Here is a 17,927-nt window from a genome sequence, read left to right as displayed (position 1 = left end):
GTGCAGCAACCCTTACATGTGCCTCCGAGTACACCGGCACGGCTGGTAGTGCTGGCTTCGGGGACAGGATCGTTGCTCGCCTCGCTACTGGCCGCCGCCGAAGACGACTATCCGGCGCGTGTGGTGGCAGTCGGAACCGACCGCAAATGTGCCGCGGTGGACATCGCGGCGGCGGCGGGGGTGCCGTCCTACACCGTGCGGCTGGGTGATCATGCGGACCGCGACGCCTGGGACGTCGCATTCACCGAGGCCACCGCTGAACATGAGCCGGACCTGGTGGTCTCGGCCGGGTTCATGAAAATTCTGGGCGGCCAGTTTCTTTCCCGGTTCCCAGGCCGGGTGGTCAACACCCATCCCGCATTGCTGCCCGCGTTCCCCGGGGCGCATGCGGTGCCCGAGGCGTTGGCGTACGGCGTGCGGGTGACGGGCTGCACGGTGCATCTCGTGGACTCCGGCATGGATACCGGGCCGATTCTGGCCCAGCAGGCTGTCGAGGTGCTCGATGATGACACCGAAGAGACTTTGCATGAGCGCATCAAGGTGGTCGAACGTCGACTGCTGGTGGATGTGCTGGCCGCGCTGGCAACCCGCGGCGTGACCTGGACTGGACGAAAGGCGACCATAGGGTGAGCGAGAAGAAACCGATCCGCCGAGCGCTGATCAGTGTCTATGACAAGACCGGCCTGGCCGATCTGGCCCGCGGCCTGCACGAGGCGGGCGTGGCCATCGTCTCCACCGGGTCGACCGCCAAAACCATTGCCGCCGCAGGTGTTCCGGTCACCCCGGTGGAAGAGGTGACGGGTTTCCCCGAGGTGCTCGACGGCCGGGTCAAGACTCTGCACCCGCGCGTGCACGCCGGTCTGCTGGCCGATACCCGCAAGCCCGAACATGTTGCGGCTCTGCAGGAGCTCGAGGTCGAGGCGTTCGAGCTCGTGGTGGTGAACCTGTACCCGTTCTCCGAGACGGTCGAGTCCGGGGCATCGGTGGACGAGTGCGTCGAGCAGATCGACATCGGTGGGCCGTCGATGGTTCGTGCGGCCGCCAAGAACCACCCCAGCGTGGCCGTGGTCGTGGATCCGTTGGGCTATGACGGTGTGCTGGCCGCGGTTCGGGCCGGCGGGTTCACCCTCGATGAGCGGAAGAAGCTGGCGTCGTTGGCATTCCGGCACACCGCCGAGTACGACGTGGCTGTTGCCGGCTGGATGGGGTCGACGCTGGCTCCTGAGGAGCCTGCTCAGCCGCTGCCGGCCTGGTTCGCCGGTACCTGGCACCGCAGCGCGGTCCTGCGCTATGGCGAGAACCCGCATCAGCAGGCCGCGGTCTACCGCGACGACTCCGCGTGGCCCGGACTGGCCCAGGCCGAGCAGCTGCACGGCAAGGAGATGTCCTACAACAATTACACCGACGCCGATGCGGCGTGGCGGGCCGCGTTCGACCACGAAGAGATCTGCGTGGCGATCATCAAGCACGCCAACCCGTGTGGCATCGCGATCTCCTCGGAGTCGGTGGCCGACGCGCACCGCAAGGCGCACGAGTGCGATCCGCTGAGTGCGTTCGGTGGCGTCATCGCCTCCAACACCGAGGTCAGCGTCGAGATGGCCGAGACCGTCGCCGACATCTTCACCGAGGTCATCATCGCCCCGGCGTATGAGGCCGGAGCGGTCGAGATCTTGGCCCGCAAGAAGAACATCCGCATCCTGGTGGCGTCGGAGCCGCTGGTCGGTGGCATCGAGATGCGCCAGATCAGTGGCGGGGTGCTGCTGCAGCAGCGTGACGCGCTCGACGCCGAGGGTGACGATCCGGCGAACTGGACGCTGGCCACCGGTGAGCCGGCCGACCCGCAGACGCTGAGCGATCTCGTGTTCGCCTGGCGGGCCTGCCGCGCGGTGAAGTCCAACGCGATCGTGATCGCCAAGGACGGCGCGACCGTGGGTGTCGGTATGGGACAGGTGAATCGCGTCGACGCGGCCGGGCTGGCCGTGCAGCGTGCGGGCGACCGCGTGCCCGGTTCGGTGGGCGCCTCCGACGCGTTCTTCCCGTTCCCCGACGGCTTGGAGACGCTGACGAATGCCGGCGTCAAGGCGATCGTGCACCCGGGTGGCTCGGTACGTGACGCCGAGGTGACCGCTGCTGCCGAGGCCGCTGGCATCACGCTGTACCTCACCGGTGCAAGGCATTTCGCGCACTAGTTTCTTCGGTCTCAATCGATTGGCCCGGTGCACCGCCGCCATGAGGGGCTGCGCCGATTTCTACCCCTGGGCTGTGATGATTACGTCGTCACGACCCAGAGGTAGAAAACGGTGAACCACCACGCCGGGCAAATGCCTCTCGGACCCGGTGCAGGATGAACGCCCTGCTGTGTTCGACCACGACACGGATGTCTATCCAGCCTTCGCGTTCGATGAGCTCATTGCGGCCGATGTCGTGCACCACACGCGAACGGTCCGTGGCGTGGTGTTTACCTTCGTAATCCCAGCCCACCTTGACGTCGTCGTAACCCATGTCGAGGAACGCGTCGTTGAAGCCGTCGGTCACCCGGATCTGAGTACGCGGACGCCGATAGCCCGCGTCGATGAGAAGCAGCCGCAGCCAGGTCTCCGGCGGAGATTGCCCACCGGCATCCATCAAATCGAGTGCTGTTCGGGCGCTTCGTATTCCACGTAGCCCGCGATACCGGCCGGCCAATTCGAGCACTTGCCCGGCGTCGACGCCTGTGGCGATGGCCAGCGCATCGAGGTGGGCAACTGCCGCGTCACGGGGAAGGAAACGCGCGAGATCAAGCGCGGTGCGTAGCGGTGTGGTCACGCTGAAATCGCCGATCCGGCAAATCTCGTCAGGCCTGATGCGTTCCTCGCGCACGATGATGCCGGGCCTGCGACGCCCGTGCTCCATGATCAGTTCCACCGGGGCATCGTCGTCGACCCATTGCGCACCGTGCAGAGCTGCGGCTGCCCGGCCGGCGATGATCCCGCGACGGCCAGTCCACAGCCACGCGCCCATCGTGTTGGCCTTCAGGGTTCGAACGGCGCCCTTCGGCAGGTAGACGCGTGGATGCGCCGGGGCGTATCGCCATCGCAGTTGGCCCGGGGTGAGGCTGCCGGCCGCGACCGCTTCCGGTCCGATGAATGGGAAGCTCATGGACCACGACGATCAGCAGCGCGACCGACGGATTGACGGCGCCGGCATGCGTCTCAGCTGAGGCTGTGGATGAACCGTGCGCTGTGGATGGCGCGGAATGCGCGGCGCACAGGGAAAAGACACCGGCGCCGTTTTCTACACCTGGGTCGCTGGACCACGCGGCTACGACGCAGGCGTAGAAAACGGCGTGGAGGGTAAAGCGCAAGGTAATGCGCAGGGGAGGCCCGACACCAACGCCGACGCCAACCCCTTACGCGCTGGCTTCGTCCTCGACCTCGGTGGTCGCGTACTCGATGAACGACGTGATCTCCTCGACCGCGTGTCGCGCATCGGGGTTGATGTCGAAGCTCAGCTGGAACATGTGCATTGCCCTGTCCCACACCTGAATCCACACGGGAACACCGCTGGCCTGGAGCTTGTCGGCGAGGGCGAAGGTGTCGTTGAGCAGCATCTCGTGCGTGCCGACCTGGAACAGGAACGGCCCGAGTCCGTGCAGGTCCGCCTCGGGCGGCATCACCGGAGTCGGCCGGGTGCCGTTGACCGTGGCGAACACGTCGTAGATGAACTTCACGGTCATGAACGGGAACAGCACGTCGCGATGCTCTTGCAGAGCGAGGTATTTCAGATCCATGTCGGACGAGGTCAACGGGGAGAGCAGTACCTGCCCCGCGGGGACCGGCAGTCCGGCGTCGCGCGCGGCCAACGCGGTGTCGGCGGCCATCAGGCCACCGGCTGAATCACCGGCCAGGACAATCCGATCGGGTGCGAACCCGAGCGACAGTGCGAAGCGGTAGCCGTCGAGCCCGTCGGCGACGGCATCGTCGATGTCGGCCTGCGGGGCCAGTCGGTAGCCGACGTTGAGCACGCGTGCCCCGGTGCTGGCAGACAGCTTCGACACGAAGCGGCGGTGCGAGTTCAGGCCGAGGGTCACTAGCGCCGAGCCGTGTAGGTAGACGATCACCAGATCGGAGTCGCGGGCCTCGGGGGCGATCACCCATTCGGCCGGGCAGTTGGGTAGCGCCACCGGTGTCACCTCGGTGCCGGGCAGCGGCTTGATGACCCGCAGGGGCCGGTCGATGACGTCGAGGTGTGCGCGCTGCAGCAGGGCGGGGGCGACGCGGTTGATGCCCATTCCGATCAGGGTCAGCAGGCCCAGCAATGGGCGGACGAAGATCGCGGTGGTCCAGCCGAGTGCCCTGGACTGCAAAGATGCGGGGCCGAAGTGCACGGTGGTGGGCCGGCTACGCCAATCGAGCGAATTCACGATACCCAGGGTACCGGGTACCTGAACGCACCCGGTTCAGACCCGACTCACGGCATGACGATGGTGGCCTGGGCCTCGATCGCCTTGTTGATGTCGGTCAACGTCGTCTTGTCGCGTTCGTTGGCGTCTGCGTTGATCTGCAGCACGTAGACGCTGCCGGGCGCCTGGATCACGACAGTGGTCTGGGTGATCGCACGACGCTGGCCGCCCTTGGCATAGGTACCGGCCAGGTGCACGGTGGGGAACCCGCTGATCTCGCCACGGGTCACGTCACCGCTGAATTTGTAGTCGGCCAGGTTCTGCAGCTCGTTGGGGGCGAACTCGAGCAGCTTGTTGGCGTCGACGTCACCGGCCAGCTTGGAGATCAGCGAGACGACCGACGGCGGCTCGGTCGGGTTCGCCGGGTCGTTCACGATCGCCGAGTAGGCCCAGGCCGGGGTGCGGGGACCGGCGTCGATCCATCCGGGCGGAGTCGGCATGGTGAACACCGGTGCGCCCGGTTCGCCGCGGTGGACGGGCGTTTCGACGATGCCGCTCTGCTTGATGTAGTCGGCGATGGTGAAGGCGTGCCCCGGTGGTTTCGGAGCGGTGGTGGTTTCCGGGTCGGATGTATCCGTGGCGACCGCGGAGGTGGTCTCGCCCCCGCCGCCGTTGCTGTTGTCGTCGCCGGCAGTCACTGCCAGCGTGATGCCGCCGACGAGCAGAACCGCCGCACCGATTGCGGCGGCGGCCACGATGATGTTGCGCCGGTTGTTCGACTTCTTCGGGATCGGGTTGTGCGGCAACGGAGGCGGTCCGAAGTTGGTCTGCTGTTGTGGCGGCCCGACCGGTCCTGCCGGCGGCCCAACGGGCCCTGACGGCCCGGCGGGGCCTTGCATCCCGACTGGCGCACCGCCCGCAACGGGTTTGCGGGAGGAGATTTCGTTGCCCGCCCACGACGAGGTGAACACCGGCGGTTCCGACGGGGATGCAGCCCGCGGGTTCGACGGCGAGAGCGGGGCGGCCGGCGGGTTCGCCGGCTTCGGGATGATCAACGGGGTGGTCGGTGGCGCGGGCTCGTGAGCGGGTGCCGGGGTGCGCACCTCGGGGGTGGTTCCGGTAGCCGCCTCGGCGAGGGCGACGGCGAAGTCGTGGCAGGTGTCGTAACGGTCCTTGGCGTCCTTGGACAGTGCCTTCGCCATCACCGAATCGAACACGGCCAGTTCAGGTTTCGTGTCAGCAAGCTTGGGTGGCGGGGAGTTCAGGTGGTGGCTGATCACCACAGCCGGGTTGCTGTGTGCGAACGGCGGGGTGCCGGTGAACAGGCGGTAGGCGGTCGCGGCCAGTGAGTACTGGTCGGCTCGACCGTCAAGGGGTTGGCCCATCAACTGTTCGGGCGCGGTGTAGGACATCGAACCCACGGTGATGTTCGTCGAGGTGAGTCCGTTGACCTCGTCAGCGCGCCGCGCGATGCCGAAGTCGGTCAGCATGATGCGGCGCTTGGCGCCCTGTTTGCTGGTGAGCAAGATGTTGGCCGGCTTGACGTCACGGTGCAGCAGCTTGCGTTGATGCGCGTAGTCCAACGCGTCGCCGACGGCGGTGACGACCTCGATGACGTCCTCGGCCGGCATGCCCTTGGGGTACTGATCATGCAGCAGCTTGGCGGCGTCGTGTCCGTCGACGTAGTCCATCGAGATCCACAGCCGGTCCTCGAACTCGCCGCGGTCGTGCACGCCGACGATGTGGGGATGCCACAGGGTGGCGGCCATATCCGCCTCGCGGATGAATCGTTGCCGGAACTCATTGTCCGAGCTGACGCTGATGGGCAGCACTTTGAGGGCGTCCTCGCGGGGTAACCGCGGGTGGGACGCCAGATAGACCTCGCCCATGCCACCAGTGCCCACCAACCTGACGATGGTGAACCCTGCGAATTCCTGACCGCTAGCCAACGGCATGGAGCGCAGACTACCGGTCGCGCCGCTCGGACAACGACTATGTCCGGCTGTGGCCGCACGCGGCGGGTCGTGATTCTGGCGGGTGGCGATGTGCGCGCGCGTGTTCAGTCGTAGCGTGGAGTGGTGAGTCAACCCAAAAACGATGGTCGCCGGCCAGCCGGCTCCGGCGATCTGCCTCGTACCGTCGGTGAGCTGCGTGCCTCCGGCCATCGTGAGCGGGGCGTCAAAGCCGAAATTCGGGAGAACCTGCTGTCCGCGCTCGCGGATCGTCGCGACGTGTGGCCGGGCATCCTCGGATTCGAGGACACGGTGATCCCGCAGCTGGAGCGGGCTCTGATCGCCGGGCACGACGTTGTGTTGCTCGGTGAGCGCGGCCAGGGCAAGACTCGGCTGTTGCGTGCGTTGACCGGGCTGCTCGACGAGTGGACGCCCGTGATCGCCGGGTCTGAGTTGGGCGAGCACCCGTACAGCCCGATCACACCCGAGTCGATCCGCCGGGCCGCCGATTCCGGCGACGATCTGCCGATCGAGTGGCGTCACCGCAGTGAGCGGTACACGGAGAAGCTGGCCACCCCGGACACCAGCGTGGCCGATCTGGTCGGCGACATCGACCCCATCAAGGTGGCCGAGGGCCGTAGCCTCGGCGACCCGGAAACGATCGCCTACGGGCTGATCCCACGGGCACACCGCGGCATCGTGGCCGTCAACGAGCTGCCCGACCTCGCCGAGCGTATTCAGGTGTCGATGCTCAACGTCATGGAGGAGCGCGACATTCAGGTCCGCGGCTACACGTTGCGGCTGCCGCTGGACGTGCTCGTCGTGGCCAGCGCCAACCCCGAGGACTACACGAACCGCGGCCGGATCATCACCCCGCTCAAGGACCGGTTCGGCGCCGAGATCCGTACGCACTACCCGCTGGAGATCGAGGACGAGATCGGGGTGATCCGCCAGGAGGCCCAGTTGGCTGCCGAGGTCCCGGATTACCTGCTCGGCGTGCTGGCCCGGTTCGCTCGCAATCTGCGTGAATCGAGCTCGATCGACCAGCGTTCCGGTGTGTCGGCCCGGTTCGCGATCGCCGCGGCCGAGACGGTGGCGGCCTCGGCGCGGCACCGTTCGGCGATCCTCGGCGAGGACGATCCGGTGGCCCGGGTGGTTGACCTGGCCACCGTGATCGACGTGCTGCGCGGCAAATTGGAGTTCGAGACGGGCGAGGAGGGGCGTGAGCAGGCGGTGCTGGAGCACCTGCTGCGACGTGCCACCGCCGACACCGCACAGCGGCTGCTGGGCGGCATCGACGTCGCCCCACTGGTGGCCGCGGTCGAGGAGGGCTCGCCGGTGACCACCGGTGAGCGGGTTTCGGCCAAGGACGTCCTGGCCGCGCTGCCGGATCTGGCCGTCGTCGATACGCTCGCCTCCAGGTTGGGGGCGGTGTCGGTCGGTGAGCGGGCCGCAGCGGTCGAATTGGCCTTGGAGGCGCTGTATCTGGCCAAGCGTGTGGACAAGGTGACGGGGGAGGGCGAGACGGTCTATGGCTGATCCCGGTCGGGCGCACGGGCACACCTCGCGGTATTCGCGATACACCGGTGGCCCCGACCCTCTGGCACCTCCGATCGATCTGCGTGACGCCCTCGAGCAGATCGGTCAGAGCGTCATGGAGGGCAGCTCGCCGCGCCGCGCCCTCTCCGAGCTGATGCGTCGCGGCACCGAGGGGATGCGCGGCACCGACCGGCTGGCCGCCGAGGCCAACCGGAAGCGCCGGGAGTTGTTGCAGCGACACAACCTTGACGGCACGTTGCAGGAGATCAAGAAGCTGCTCGACGAGGCCGTGCTGGCCGAGCGCAAGGAGCTGGCCCGCGCACTCGACGACGACGCACGGTTCGGCGAGCTGCAGATGGAGGCGCTTTCGCCGTCGCCGGCCAAAGCCGTTCAGGAACTGGCCGACTACGACTGGCGCAGCCCCGAGGCGCGGCAGAAGTACGAGCAGATCAAGGATCTGCTCGGCCGGGAGATGCTGGATCAACGTTTCGCCGGCATGAAGGAGGCGTTGGAGAACGCCACCGACGAGGATCGGCAGCGGGTCAACGACATGCTCGACGACCTCAACGATCTACTGGACAAGCACGCCCGCGGTGAGGACACCCCGCAGGATTTTCAAGACTTCATGGACAGGCACGGCGAGTTCTTCCCGGAGGGCCCGCAGAACATCGACGAGCTGCTGGACTCGTTGGCCAAGCGGGCCGCCGCCGCGCAGCGGTTCCGCAACAGCCTGTCGGCCGAGCAGCGTGCCGAGCTGGATTCTCTGGCGCAGCAGGCTTTTGGTTCGCCGTCGCTGATGAATGCGCTGGGCCGGCTCGACGCGCACCTGCAGGACGCCCGGCCGGGCGAGGATTGGACCGGTTCGGAGCGCTTTTCCGGTGGCGATCCGCTCGGCATGGGGGAGGGCGCCCAGGCGTTGTCCGACATCGCCGAGCTGGAGCAGTTGGCCGACGCGTTGTCGCAGAGCTATTCCGGGGCGTCGATGGACGACGTCGACCTCGAGGCGCTGGCCCGTCAACTCGGTGACGACGCCGCGATCGATGCCCGCACCTTGTCCGAGCTCGAGAAGGCCCTGGTGAACCAGGGCTTCATCGACCGCGGCTCCGACGGCCAATGGCGGCTGTCGCCCAAGGCCATGCGCCAGCTCGGCCAGACCGCGCTGCGTGATGTGGCGCAACAGCTTTCGGGTCGGCACGGGGAACGCGACACCCGCCGGGCCGGTGCGGCCGGGGAGCTGACCGGGGCCACCCGGCCCTGGCAGTTCGGCGACACCGAGCCGTGGAACGTCACCCGCACCGTGACCAACGCCGTGCTGCGCCAGGCCGGGACCGGGATCGTGGAACGGCCCATTCGGTTCGCGGTCGAGGATGTGGAGATCTCCGAGACGGAGACCCGCACCCAGGCCTGCGTGGCGCTTTTGGTGGACACCTCGTTCTCGATGGTGATGGAGAACCGCTGGCTGCCGATGAAACGTACGGCGTTGGCGCTCAACCATTTGGTGAGCACCCGGTTCCGCTCAGATGAGTTGGAGATCATCGCCTTTGGCCGGTACGCGCGCACCGTGACCGCGGGTGAGCTGACCGGGCTGGAGGGTGTGTACGAGCAGGGCACCAATCTGCACCATGCGCTGGCCCTGGCGACCCGGCATCTGCGTCGTCATCCGAACGCCCAGCCGGTCGTGCTGGTGGTGACCGATGGCGAGCCCACCGCGCACCTGGAGGATTTCGGTGACGGCGAAGGGTCGTCGGTTTTCTTCGATTACCCGCCGCACCCGCGCACGATCGCTCACACCGTCCGGGGGTTCGACGAGGTGGCCCGCCTCGGCGCTCAGGTGACGATCTTCCGGCTGGGCACTGATCCCGGCCTGGCCCGGTTCATCGATCAGGTTGCCCGGCGGGTGCAGGGCCGTGTGGTGGTGCCCGATCTCGACGGCCTGGGCGCAGCGGTGGTCGGCGACTACCTGCACTCGAGGCGACGCTGAGCCCTCGCCGCACCGAGCGCGATGCGAATGTCGCCGGCAACGTGGCGGAGCGACCCCTGCGTCGCACTCGGCGTGAAATGCGCTCGCGTAGTCTCAGTTTGCGATGGGGGAAATGAAGCGAGTCGCGGGTGTGGCCGTGGTGGCGGCCGGGCTGATTCTCAGCGGGTGTACGCAGACGACGGAGGGCACGGCGACGGCCGGGTTCGAACCGTCCGCGCACTCGACGGGTTCGGCCGACCCGACGGCGCCCGGATCGCCCGGCTACAAGGCCCAGGCGTGCGAGCAACTGCATTCGGATCGCTGGATCGAGCTATCGGGGACCGCTCCCGACGAGCCCAGGGTGCGCATCGCGCAGCCGCCGGGCTGGGAACCGGTGCCTGAGTTGGCCAAGGACGCAGTCAAATTGGTGCTTCGCAATGTGTCGCTCAGTGACGGCGTGACGAATCCCGCCGTGTCGGTGGCCACCGGGGATGCGACCGACGGCGACAGGTCGCCCAAGGATCTGCTGAACGACAGTGTCCAGGGCTTCGAAGTCGGTGGCGGACAGAACATCACCCAGGTACCTGCCGAGATCTGCGGGTTCCCGGCGTTGATGGCCAACTACACCGTGCCGCCCGGCGAAGGTGGCAAGACGATCTACGTGACCGCGGTGACGGTGATGGTGCCGCTCGGGTCGAAGGTGTGGAACGTGGTGGCGCTCGCGCAGAGCACGGCACCCAACAACGAGACCTACATGGCCGACGCTCAGGTGATGTTGGCCGGGATGCGCATAGCCATGCCCCGCTAGCCCGCATTTGCTGATGTTGTCGTTTGCCGTCGGGTAGCTTCTGCTCATTCGAAATCGCCTGAGAGGCGACGGCATGACACAACGCTGGGGTGGACGTGTTTTGCCGGCACCTCTTCTGGGCGGGATGGCATTGGCGACGGTGGCTGCGCTGGGGGTCACGCAGCCGATGACCGCGGTGCAATTGTCGGCGCTCGTCATCGGTGCGAGTTCGACGAACCCCGGCGGTGACGGCGTCGCGGATTTCTATGGCGGCCTGTACCGGCAGGGGTGGGACGAGCCGGTTGTCGCGAACTTCTTCACCGGCCCGTTCGGGATCTACCAGGCCATCCGGGAAAACAGCGGTGACGATAACAATGTGGTGCTGTCCTCGGGCTGGGGCGCGGCTAACGCGAGCCTGCTGCTGACATACGGCAAGCTGACCCACGATCCGGTGGTCACCCAGCCCGCTCTGTATGTCCTCGACAACAACGTGGCGAGCCCCAACGGCGGATTCGGCACGCGCCTGCCGTTCTTCGCGGCAATCGGGGTGAACCCGATCCCGACGCCGACGGACCCGGGTGTGCCCGTGGTCAACGTGGTCTACGAGTACGACATCAACTCCAACATCCCGGCGTACCTGTGGAACGCACCCGCGATGGCCAACTCGTTGATGGCCTATCTCGATCGACGGCTCAACCAGGACAGCCTGGATTTCCCGATCGACGCCGAGGGCAACGTTCGTGATTGCGACGCCACGTGCCAGGAAACGCTGGACTCGGGCGGTACGGTCGTGCGCCAGACGGCCGACGGCACCGTGCGGATCAGCAAGGTCGACGACACCACTTACGTCGGCTACGAGTCCGAGAACCTGCCGCTGGTGTCACCGCTGCGGGCGTTCGGGGAGCCGGGCAACCGGCTGGCCGACGCGGCCACCCCCGCGCTGCGGGCCGTGGTCGATTACGGCTACCCCGACAACGACCCGTTGGCCAACCCGCAGAAGTACACCCCGGCCCGACTGATCCCGACGCGCGCGGAAACCGAGCGCTTCGTCCACGACTTCACCGCCGGGGTCGAGGAGGGTGCGAACATCCTGCGCGACGGCGGCTCCGCGGCCAGGCCGTCACCCGAGCCGGCGGAGGTTCGTGTGCCGGCGACGCGTCCGTTGCTGCGCAAGAGCCCGGACTTCTCCCCGAAAGCGCTGGGCCGTGACCATGCCGCGGGCCCGCGGCGAGCAGCCGCGTTGCCGGGCGAGCCGGTGTTCGACGGAGTGCGGGCCTGGACCAAGAAGCTGCGCGGCGAGGGCGCGGCGAGGACGCCGGGGTCAGAACCGTCGGAAGGCGACCGCGCTTCAACCCCCAGCTGAGGAAATACCCGGCTCGGAACAATGCCGTAACACGCCCGCAAATTATTCAAAGGGTCAATGGAACCCCTTTTCTTTGCATTGGCAATAACCGGAGCCGCCGTGGAGCGTGTAATCATCCTTCGGCGCTACAACTATTGCGTACTGCAACAATGATCAGGCGTGCCGGAGTGGCCGCTTCAATTCTTTGCATTGGCAATAAATTGGGCGGCTGGTGATCGACCGGGCCCAGCGGTTCGGCTCGGAATCGTTGGATATATATCGCTCTGACCTGCGAACTTGGTCAGTGGCGGAAATGTGCGGCCCAACGCCGCGAGGCGGGCGCCCGGGGTGTTGACATACGTGGAACGGGCTGGCCGAAGATATCGCCCAATTGGGTGGCAATCCGGCGATCTTGATTGCGGGCTGCGGCCGCCGGATTGATTATTTTTTGGCAGCGTTTATCGGTTGCAGGAGAGCAAACTGACCCATAGCATTCTCAGCAGTTTCTAAGTTGCCGCCGGCGCAGGTGCGGATTCTCGGGAACGGCCGTTTCGTCCTCTAGCTAAGGGGCTCACCGCATGGCTGTACGTCCGCTTGTCACGACCAGTGCCGCGCTCCTGAGCGCGGCAGCTCTCATTACCGCGACTCCGGCGTTGTTCGTACCGCGTGACCAGGTCACTGTCGCTGCCCCGACTGCGCTGGCGCCGACCCAGTTGACGCAGGAGCAGATCAATCTGCTCGCGCTGTCGCTGCAGGGTGCGTGGCAGGCATTTACCCAGGGCTATGGCGGCTACGCACCCCCGGGTCAAGTCCCCGCAACTGCCTACCTCGACCCGAATGGGCAAACTCCTGCCCAATACGTCCCGGGCGGGAACGCCCCGCTGTACGACGCGGCGGGTAACCAGCTCTTCCTGCAAAACGGGGTGACGCCCGCGACGACCGGAGATCTCAGTCCAGCGGGCGATCCCATCCAGTTTTACGACAATAACGGCGCCCCGGCCTTACAGGACGCACCCGGCGACTGCACGGCCACCGGAGCGGTCTGCCAAAAGGGCTTCACCGGGTTGGCGTACTACCTCAGCGATGAACTGCTGCCGCTGGGCAACGTGGACAACATCTTCTTCGAGGGCGGCTTCACCGAGCTCGCGCAGGTTGCGCTGGCAACGGTGGCCCATGCAATCGACCAGGTCGTGCCGCGTCTAGATCTGGAGAAGCGAGTCAACGACTTCTTCGACGGTGGCGCAACGCAATTGGTCGGCAATCTGCTGCTCGACAACCTGCCGCAGGACGGTTACGCCTACGGCGTGACCAACTCCTTCTTCTTCGGATACGGCACCAACACCGGCATCTACGCAGCGTTCACCTACGTGGTTGACGCCATCGTGCAGGGCACTCCGACGCCTGACCCGAACGCCATCAATCCGCTCGGACCAGCAGGGGATCAGGTTCAGACACTCGACTCGGTCAATGAGAACACCCTGATGCTCGCCAAGACCACGACGGAGTCCACCCCCACCTCCACCGGCCTGCCGAACTTCAGCAAGCTTCTGAGCTTGCCGACGCCGAAGCTCGACGTCGAGTCGCCGTGGAAGAAGTTCAAGGAGCAGCTGGGGGCCCCTGTCGAGCCCAAGCTCGTCAAGAATCTTGACGTCACCGAACAAGACGTGGTCAATGGCACCGAGAACCCGGGCGAGGGCGGAGCCGCCCCATTGGTTGCCGGGCTTCCGACGCCGGAGCCTCCGAAGTTCGAGCTACCGAAGGCGCCCGAGTTCAAACCGCCGGAGTTCAAGGCGCCCGCGTTGCCCGAGTTGAAGGCGCCGGAGACGAAGCCCGACTTCACCCTCAATAGCACGGTCCGGGACAAAGAGGTTGCGGCGGAAGAAAACCCGAACAAGGGCTCCGACCCGAAGGGCGGCAACAAGGTGACGCCGACGATTCTCTTCGGGGACGGCGGGCCGAAGGGTGAGTCCAACGGCAGCAAGTTCCTCAAGAAGCTCGACAAGGCCTTCAACGATGCCACCGGCGCCGGCAAGGACAAGGACAACGACAAGGGAGACAGCGGCGACAAGTAGCCCTGTCTCCGCGACTCGGCGTCGATACCGACGACAGTCAACGGGTCCCGCCGCTGAACGCGATCTCAGGTTTCTCTCATGCTCTGAAGGCGCCTGAGGTGTTCGCTACGGGCCTGTGACCTCGGTTTATTGACTTATGTGTAACGGGGTGTCCGCCCCATCCCCGGTTGCCGTCCTTTCCCTGCGGTGCCAATTTGAATCAATGGCGGCCGCGGTCACCGTTTTCGCGGCGTGCGGGAAGGCGGCATCCCGGGGGTAATTGGCCGGCCGGCGGGCGTGGTCTGCCGCAGCGGCGACGCGGGCGCGACACCGGGCGGGGCTCGCGTCGAGCGGCGATGCGATCGGCAACGATCGGTACCGGCTTCGGGTGGGCTGACCTAGGGAAATGGGTGGACTCGTCGCGGCGTCTCCGCCGAACCGGCACGCGCGCATCCGCGAGTGTGCCGGGGTCGCACGTGCGGTGGGTGTGCCACGGATTCCTCAGGCGGTAACCCGCGCCTTTGCCCACAGTGAGCCAGGCTGCAACGGGATTCGAAATTAGCTGACGATGCACCGGTCGGGAATGTCCCGTTGTGCATCGAAATTTTTGTCAGAGTCGCATCGCTAATGGAGTGCTTGCGGTGGTGTGTCGGTGGCTCCTGCCCCCGCAGATGAAGGTTGCGGGAGGTCGTGACGGGAATTACCCTTCTCAAGGACTTTTAAGGTTCTACGCAGGTACCTGCACGGATTCTCACGGATCCAGCTCACACACGAGATAAAGGGGCCACACCCATATGGCAGTCCGTCCGCTTGTCACCACTGGCGTCGCCCTCCTCAGCGCTGGCGCGCTTGTTGCCGGGACCCCTGCGCTGTTCGTTCCCCGCGACGAGATCACGGTGGCATCGTCGGCCATAGAAGCTCCTGCGCAACGGACTCTGACGGCGGAACAGATCAACCTGGTGGCACTTTCGCTGCAGGGTGCCCTCGGGGCGTTCGGCGATGGCTATGGCGGCTACTACTACCAGGGCTATGTTCCCGTCCCCACTGCCGGCTACGTCGTCAATGACAAAGGCGAGCTCGTAGATCCGAAGGCCGAGACCCCGGCTGGGACAGAACTGTTCGACGCGAAAGGCAAAGCCCTCTACGTCGAGAAGAACGGTGTGCTCGTCCGCGCCACGGTCGGCGACATGGGCGACGATGTCCAGTTCTACGACGCGGCCGGCAACAAGTCCCTGGAAAACGTCTACGATCCCGGCAACTGCTCTGCAACCGGCGCGGCGTGCCATGACGGTTTCACCGGTCTGGCCTACTACCTCAGCGACAACATCCTGCCGCTGGGCGATCTGGACAACATCTTCTTCGAGGGCGGCACCACAGCCTTCGCTTATCTCGGTTCAGTGATCGCCGCTGCCGTCGTCGACGGGTTCGATCCCACCGGACGGCTGCAGCTGTCGAAGCGAGTGGACGAATTCTTCGCGGGCGGGGCCGCTTACGTGGTCTACAGCGTGATCAACGACAACCTGCCGGACACCGCTGTGGGCGAATGGGTCAAGGGGCTCAACGGCACCTTCTACACCGATGGCATCACGGGCGTCGTCAAGTACGTCGTGGAAACCGTGCAAGCGTTGACGGCCCCGCCGGAAGAAGAAAAGGCCAACACCTTCAGCCTGCTGGCGGCGCAGGATGAGACCGAGGCAACGACAAAGACGGAAACCGAGTCGGGTGTCAGCTCCACCACCCTGCCGAACGTCGGCAAGCTCCTGAGCCTGCCGACGAACATCGAGTCGCCGTTCAAGAAGCTGGTTGAGCAGCTCGAGGCACCCGCCGAGCCCAAGCTCGTCAAGGCTGTCGACCTCAAGGAAGAGACCACGGTCGACGACACCGTCGTCGAGGGCGCCACCGACCCCGTCGCCCCGGCCGTCGAGGTGCCGAAGCCCGAGGCTCCGAAGTTCGAGCTCCCCAAGCTGCCGAAGCTGGACCTCGGCCTGGACCTGACGCCCAGCACCACGGTCAAAGAGGTCAAGGACGTCAAAGAGGCTGCGGCGCAGGAGGAGTCCGAGGCGCAGTCCGGTACGGCCGAGTCTGCTGACACCGGTAAGTCCGAGTCTGCTGACACGGGTTCGACCAAGTCTGCTGACACGGGTTCGGCCGGGGTCACCAGCAAGAGCCCGAACAAGTTCGCGCCCAAGTCGCGCACCACCGAGCGCAAGAAGTCGGCCGGCGAGAAGTTCGTCGAGAATGCCACGAAGAATCTCGAGAAGGCCTTCAAGCCCACGACCAAGGCCGGTGCAGGCAAGCAGGAGACCGCCAAGTCCGACACCGGCAGCGACTCCTCCGGAGCCAAGGCCGGCAACACCCACACCGACACCAAAGACAACAAGGGCACCAAGGACAACAAGGACTAGTAGCGCCTGAGTTCACGTAACGGCCCCCTCCAAAACGGAGGGGGCCGTTGCGTTTTCACGTACCTTGAGGACCACTGTGGACGAGCTGTGAATTCTCGTGATCATGTGCCGAACAGCAAATGAACAACGTCGCCACTACCTATCGCTGGCGCCCGAGGTGCCTTAGGTTCGCTGGCGGGCCGGTGGCAATGTCAGCTGCGCGGCCCGAATTTAGCTGCGGCGCAACGCCACTCACGAGAGGTAACAGGCATGGCAAAACATCGGAAGTTGTCCGAGCGGTCGGTGCGGACGCGGACGTTGGTTGGGGGTGTCATCGCGGGCGGTGCGTTGGCGGTGGCTTTGCCGACAGGGCTGGCATCCGCTGACTCCAGCGCGTCGGGTAACGCGGTGGGCAGGCCCGCGTTCGACAACCCCGCGCCGGGAGTCCGGGCGGCCCAGGCCGTCGGCGACAAGGTGTTCAACCAGACGCCCGGCGTCAACAAGACGCTCGACGACAGCCCGCTGGGCGAGGTGTACCACACCAACTTCGGCACCGGGAACTACGCCGATCCCAGTAAGGGCACCAACGGTGCGATCCAGGGCGAGCTGAACGTCAACGCCGGCAAGTACTACTACAACGAGACGCAGAAGTACTCGAATCAGTACCTCGGCAACAAGATCCTCCCGGACGAGAAGGACCTGCCGGGCACCCTGCCGAAGGCGATTTCGGGATCGGCTGTCAACGCCTCGAGCGCGAAGCCTTCCAACGCCAACAAGTCATTGACCTGCGTCGCCGCCTCAAGCTGCAACCACTGATCGTTAGACACAGAGACGGGCGGGCCTTCGGGCCCGCCCGTTCTTTATTGCCTTGGTGTCAGGCCCGTGAGGGCCGCGCTCAATCGGTCTGGTTACGGCGCTTCTTACGTTTGACGCTGACGCTGCCCCACAGGGAGAAACCGCGGATGTGCACACGCGGCGCCCCGGACGTGCCCGCCCCGTCGACGCTGTCATCGAAGTTCCCCATCACGCCCATGCCATCGACATCCACATTCACCTCGGGTGGCACCAGGATGGTCTGTCCCCCGAAGATCGAATAGGTGCGGACCTCGACATCGGGTGCGGTGAAATCGGCGTAGCGCAGATCGACCACGCCGCCGCCGAAGAGTGCGAATGTCGTCAGCTTCTTCGGCACGTTCCACCGGCCGCGGCGTTCGAACCCGCTCAAGATCGCCAGCAGCACCGTCGAGGGGGCGGGGCGACAGTGGCCGGCCGAACAGTTCACGGCGCCGGGGAGGTCGCGACTCAGCCGCGCCAGATCGTCGTAGGTCTCAGCCGCATAAGCCTTTGCCAGCCGGTCCTCGTACTCAGCCATCGGCAGCCGGCCCGCGGCGGCAGCATCAGTGAGCAGCTGCGCCACCTGAATGCGGTCGGTGTCGGCAGCGCGCATCGACCTGCCCTGCGGCGCTGAAGTGCTCATCGGTGTCGAGCCTACGACGATCGCTGTCACATGCAAGACCGATGGCCGAACTGT

General features: G+C 66.0%; 13 protein-coding genes. 9 read left to right on the top strand and 4 right to left on the bottom strand.

The window, feature by feature from the left end:
- Together purN and purH are read left to right on the top strand one after the other, a co-directional pair.
- Window positions 1-630, top strand: coding sequence for a phosphoribosylglycinamide formyltransferase (gene purN / locus EYZ64_RS25875; RefSeq protein WP_167857970.1), 630 nt, complete (start codon window positions 1-3; stop codon window positions 628-630).
- A complete protein-coding gene (gene purH / locus EYZ64_RS25870) occupies window positions 627-2,189 on the top strand; it encodes a bifunctional phosphoribosylaminoimidazolecarboxamide formyltransferase/IMP cyclohydrolase (protein WP_135457989.1) in 1,563 nt (520 codons plus the stop codon). The genes purN and purH overlap by 4 nt, the downstream gene beginning before the upstream one ends.
- 88 nt (window positions 2,190-2,277) lie before the next feature.
- Here purH and EYZ64_RS25865 read toward each other — a convergent pair whose 3' ends face one another.
- The 3 genes from EYZ64_RS25865 to EYZ64_RS25855 all read right to left on the bottom strand — a co-directional run bounded on the left by EYZ64_RS25865 (window position 2,278) and on the right by EYZ64_RS25855 (window position 6,336).
- Window positions 2,278-3,138 carry a type IV toxin-antitoxin system AbiEi family antitoxin gene (locus tag EYZ64_RS25865; protein ID WP_135457987.1) on the bottom strand — a complete coding sequence of 287 codons (861 nt, stop codon included), beginning with the start codon at window positions 3,136-3,138 and terminating at the stop codon, window positions 2,278-2,280.
- A 250-nt stretch (window positions 3,139-3,388) separates the two neighbouring features.
- Window positions 3,389-4,402: an alpha/beta hydrolase gene (locus EYZ64_RS25860; protein WP_135457985.1), complete on the bottom strand. Its 1,014-nt coding sequence runs from the start codon at window positions 4,400-4,402 to the stop codon at window positions 3,389-3,391.
- A 47-nt stretch (window positions 4,403-4,449) separates the two neighbouring features.
- Window positions 4,450-6,336: an LpqN/LpqT family lipoprotein gene (locus EYZ64_RS25855; RefSeq protein ID WP_135457983.1), complete on the bottom strand. Its 1,887-nt coding sequence runs from the start codon at window positions 6,334-6,336 to the stop codon at window positions 4,450-4,452.
- A 123-nt stretch (window positions 6,337-6,459) separates the two neighbouring features.
- On the opposite strand from EYZ64_RS25855, the gene EYZ64_RS25850 reads away from it, so the two are divergent.
- From EYZ64_RS25850 to EYZ64_RS25820, 7 genes are all read left to right on the top strand, one after another.
- A complete protein-coding gene (locus EYZ64_RS25850) occupies window positions 6,460-7,872 on the top strand; it encodes a sigma 54-interacting transcriptional regulator (protein WP_210115577.1) in 1,413 nt (470 codons plus the stop codon).
- Entirely contained in the window at window positions 7,865-9,853 is a 1,989-nt protein-coding gene (locus tag EYZ64_RS25845) for a vWA domain-containing protein (protein WP_135457981.1), read from the top strand. Before EYZ64_RS25850 ends, EYZ64_RS25845 begins: the two co-directional genes overlap by 8 nt.
- 112 nt (window positions 9,854-9,965) lie before the next feature.
- On the top strand, window positions 9,966-10,640 hold the full coding sequence (locus tag EYZ64_RS25840; protein WP_135457979.1) for a hypothetical protein: 675 nt from the start codon (window positions 9,966-9,968) through the stop codon (window positions 10,638-10,640).
- Window positions 10,641-10,764: 124 nt separating this feature from the next.
- On the top strand, window positions 10,765-11,982 hold the full coding sequence (locus EYZ64_RS25835) for a PE-PPE domain-containing protein (RefSeq protein WP_210115576.1): 1,218 nt from the start codon (window positions 10,765-10,767) through the stop codon (window positions 11,980-11,982).
- Window positions 11,983-12,674: 692 nt separating this feature from the next.
- Window positions 12,675-14,033 (top strand): hypothetical protein, encoded by a 1,359-nt coding sequence (locus EYZ64_RS32505; protein ID WP_286175131.1) that lies wholly within the window; start codon window positions 12,675-12,677, stop codon window positions 14,031-14,033.
- Window positions 14,034-14,806: 773 nt separating this feature from the next.
- The gene (locus EYZ64_RS25825; protein ID WP_135457975.1) at window positions 14,807-16,417 is read left to right on the top strand and encodes a hypothetical protein; all 1,611 of its coding nucleotides are present in this window, start codon (window positions 14,807-14,809) and stop codon (window positions 16,415-16,417) included.
- A 249-nt stretch (window positions 16,418-16,666) separates the two neighbouring features.
- Window positions 16,667-17,212, top strand: a complete 546-nt coding sequence (locus EYZ64_RS25820; protein WP_135457973.1) for a hypothetical protein — start codon at window positions 16,667-16,669, stop codon at window positions 17,210-17,212.
- Window positions 17,213-17,291: 79 nt separating this feature from the next.
- Here the strand turns inward: EYZ64_RS25820 and EYZ64_RS25815 are convergent, their stop codons facing one another.
- A complete protein-coding gene (locus EYZ64_RS25815; protein ID WP_135457971.1) occupies window positions 17,292-17,873 on the bottom strand; it encodes a DUF1707 SHOCT-like domain-containing protein in 582 nt (193 codons plus the stop codon).
- Window positions 17,874-17,927 lie beyond the last annotated feature (54 nt).

Origin of the sequence: Mycobacterium sp. DL99, from assembly GCF_004762045.1 — a bacterium.
Lineage (GTDB): Bacteria > Actinomycetota > Actinomycetes > Mycobacteriales > Mycobacteriaceae > Mycobacterium.
This window is presented reverse-complemented; position numbering and strand designations above follow the sequence as displayed.

What these genes read in the sequence shown, in the direction of transcription:
- EYZ64_RS25840 (WP_135457979.1), top strand. Translation starts at nt 9,966, where the DNA reads ATGAAGCGAGTCGCGGGTGTGGCCGTGGTGGCGGCCGGGCTGATTCTC.
- EYZ64_RS25815 (WP_135457971.1), bottom strand. Translation starts at nt 17,873, where the DNA reads ATGAGCACTTCAGCGCCGCAGGGCAGGTCGATGCGCGCTGCCGACACC.
- EYZ64_RS25865 (WP_135457987.1), bottom strand. Translation starts at nt 3,138, where the DNA reads ATGAGCTTCCCATTCATCGGACCGGAAGCGGTCGCGGCCGGCAGCCTC.
- EYZ64_RS25835 (WP_210115576.1), top strand. Translation starts at nt 10,765, where the DNA reads ATGGCATTGGCGACGGTGGCTGCGCTGGGGGTCACGCAGCCGATGACC.
- EYZ64_RS25845 (WP_135457981.1), top strand. Translation starts at nt 7,865, where the DNA reads ATGGCTGATCCCGGTCGGGCGCACGGGCACACCTCGCGGTATTCGCGA.
- EYZ64_RS25820 (WP_135457973.1), top strand. Translation starts at nt 16,667, where the DNA reads ATGGCAAAACATCGGAAGTTGTCCGAGCGGTCGGTGCGGACGCGGACG.
- EYZ64_RS25855 (WP_135457983.1), bottom strand. Translation starts at nt 6,336, where the DNA reads ATGCCGTTGGCTAGCGGTCAGGAATTCGCAGGGTTCACCATCGTCAGG.
- EYZ64_RS25825 (WP_135457975.1), top strand. Translation starts at nt 14,807, where the DNA reads ATGGCAGTCCGTCCGCTTGTCACCACTGGCGTCGCCCTCCTCAGCGCT.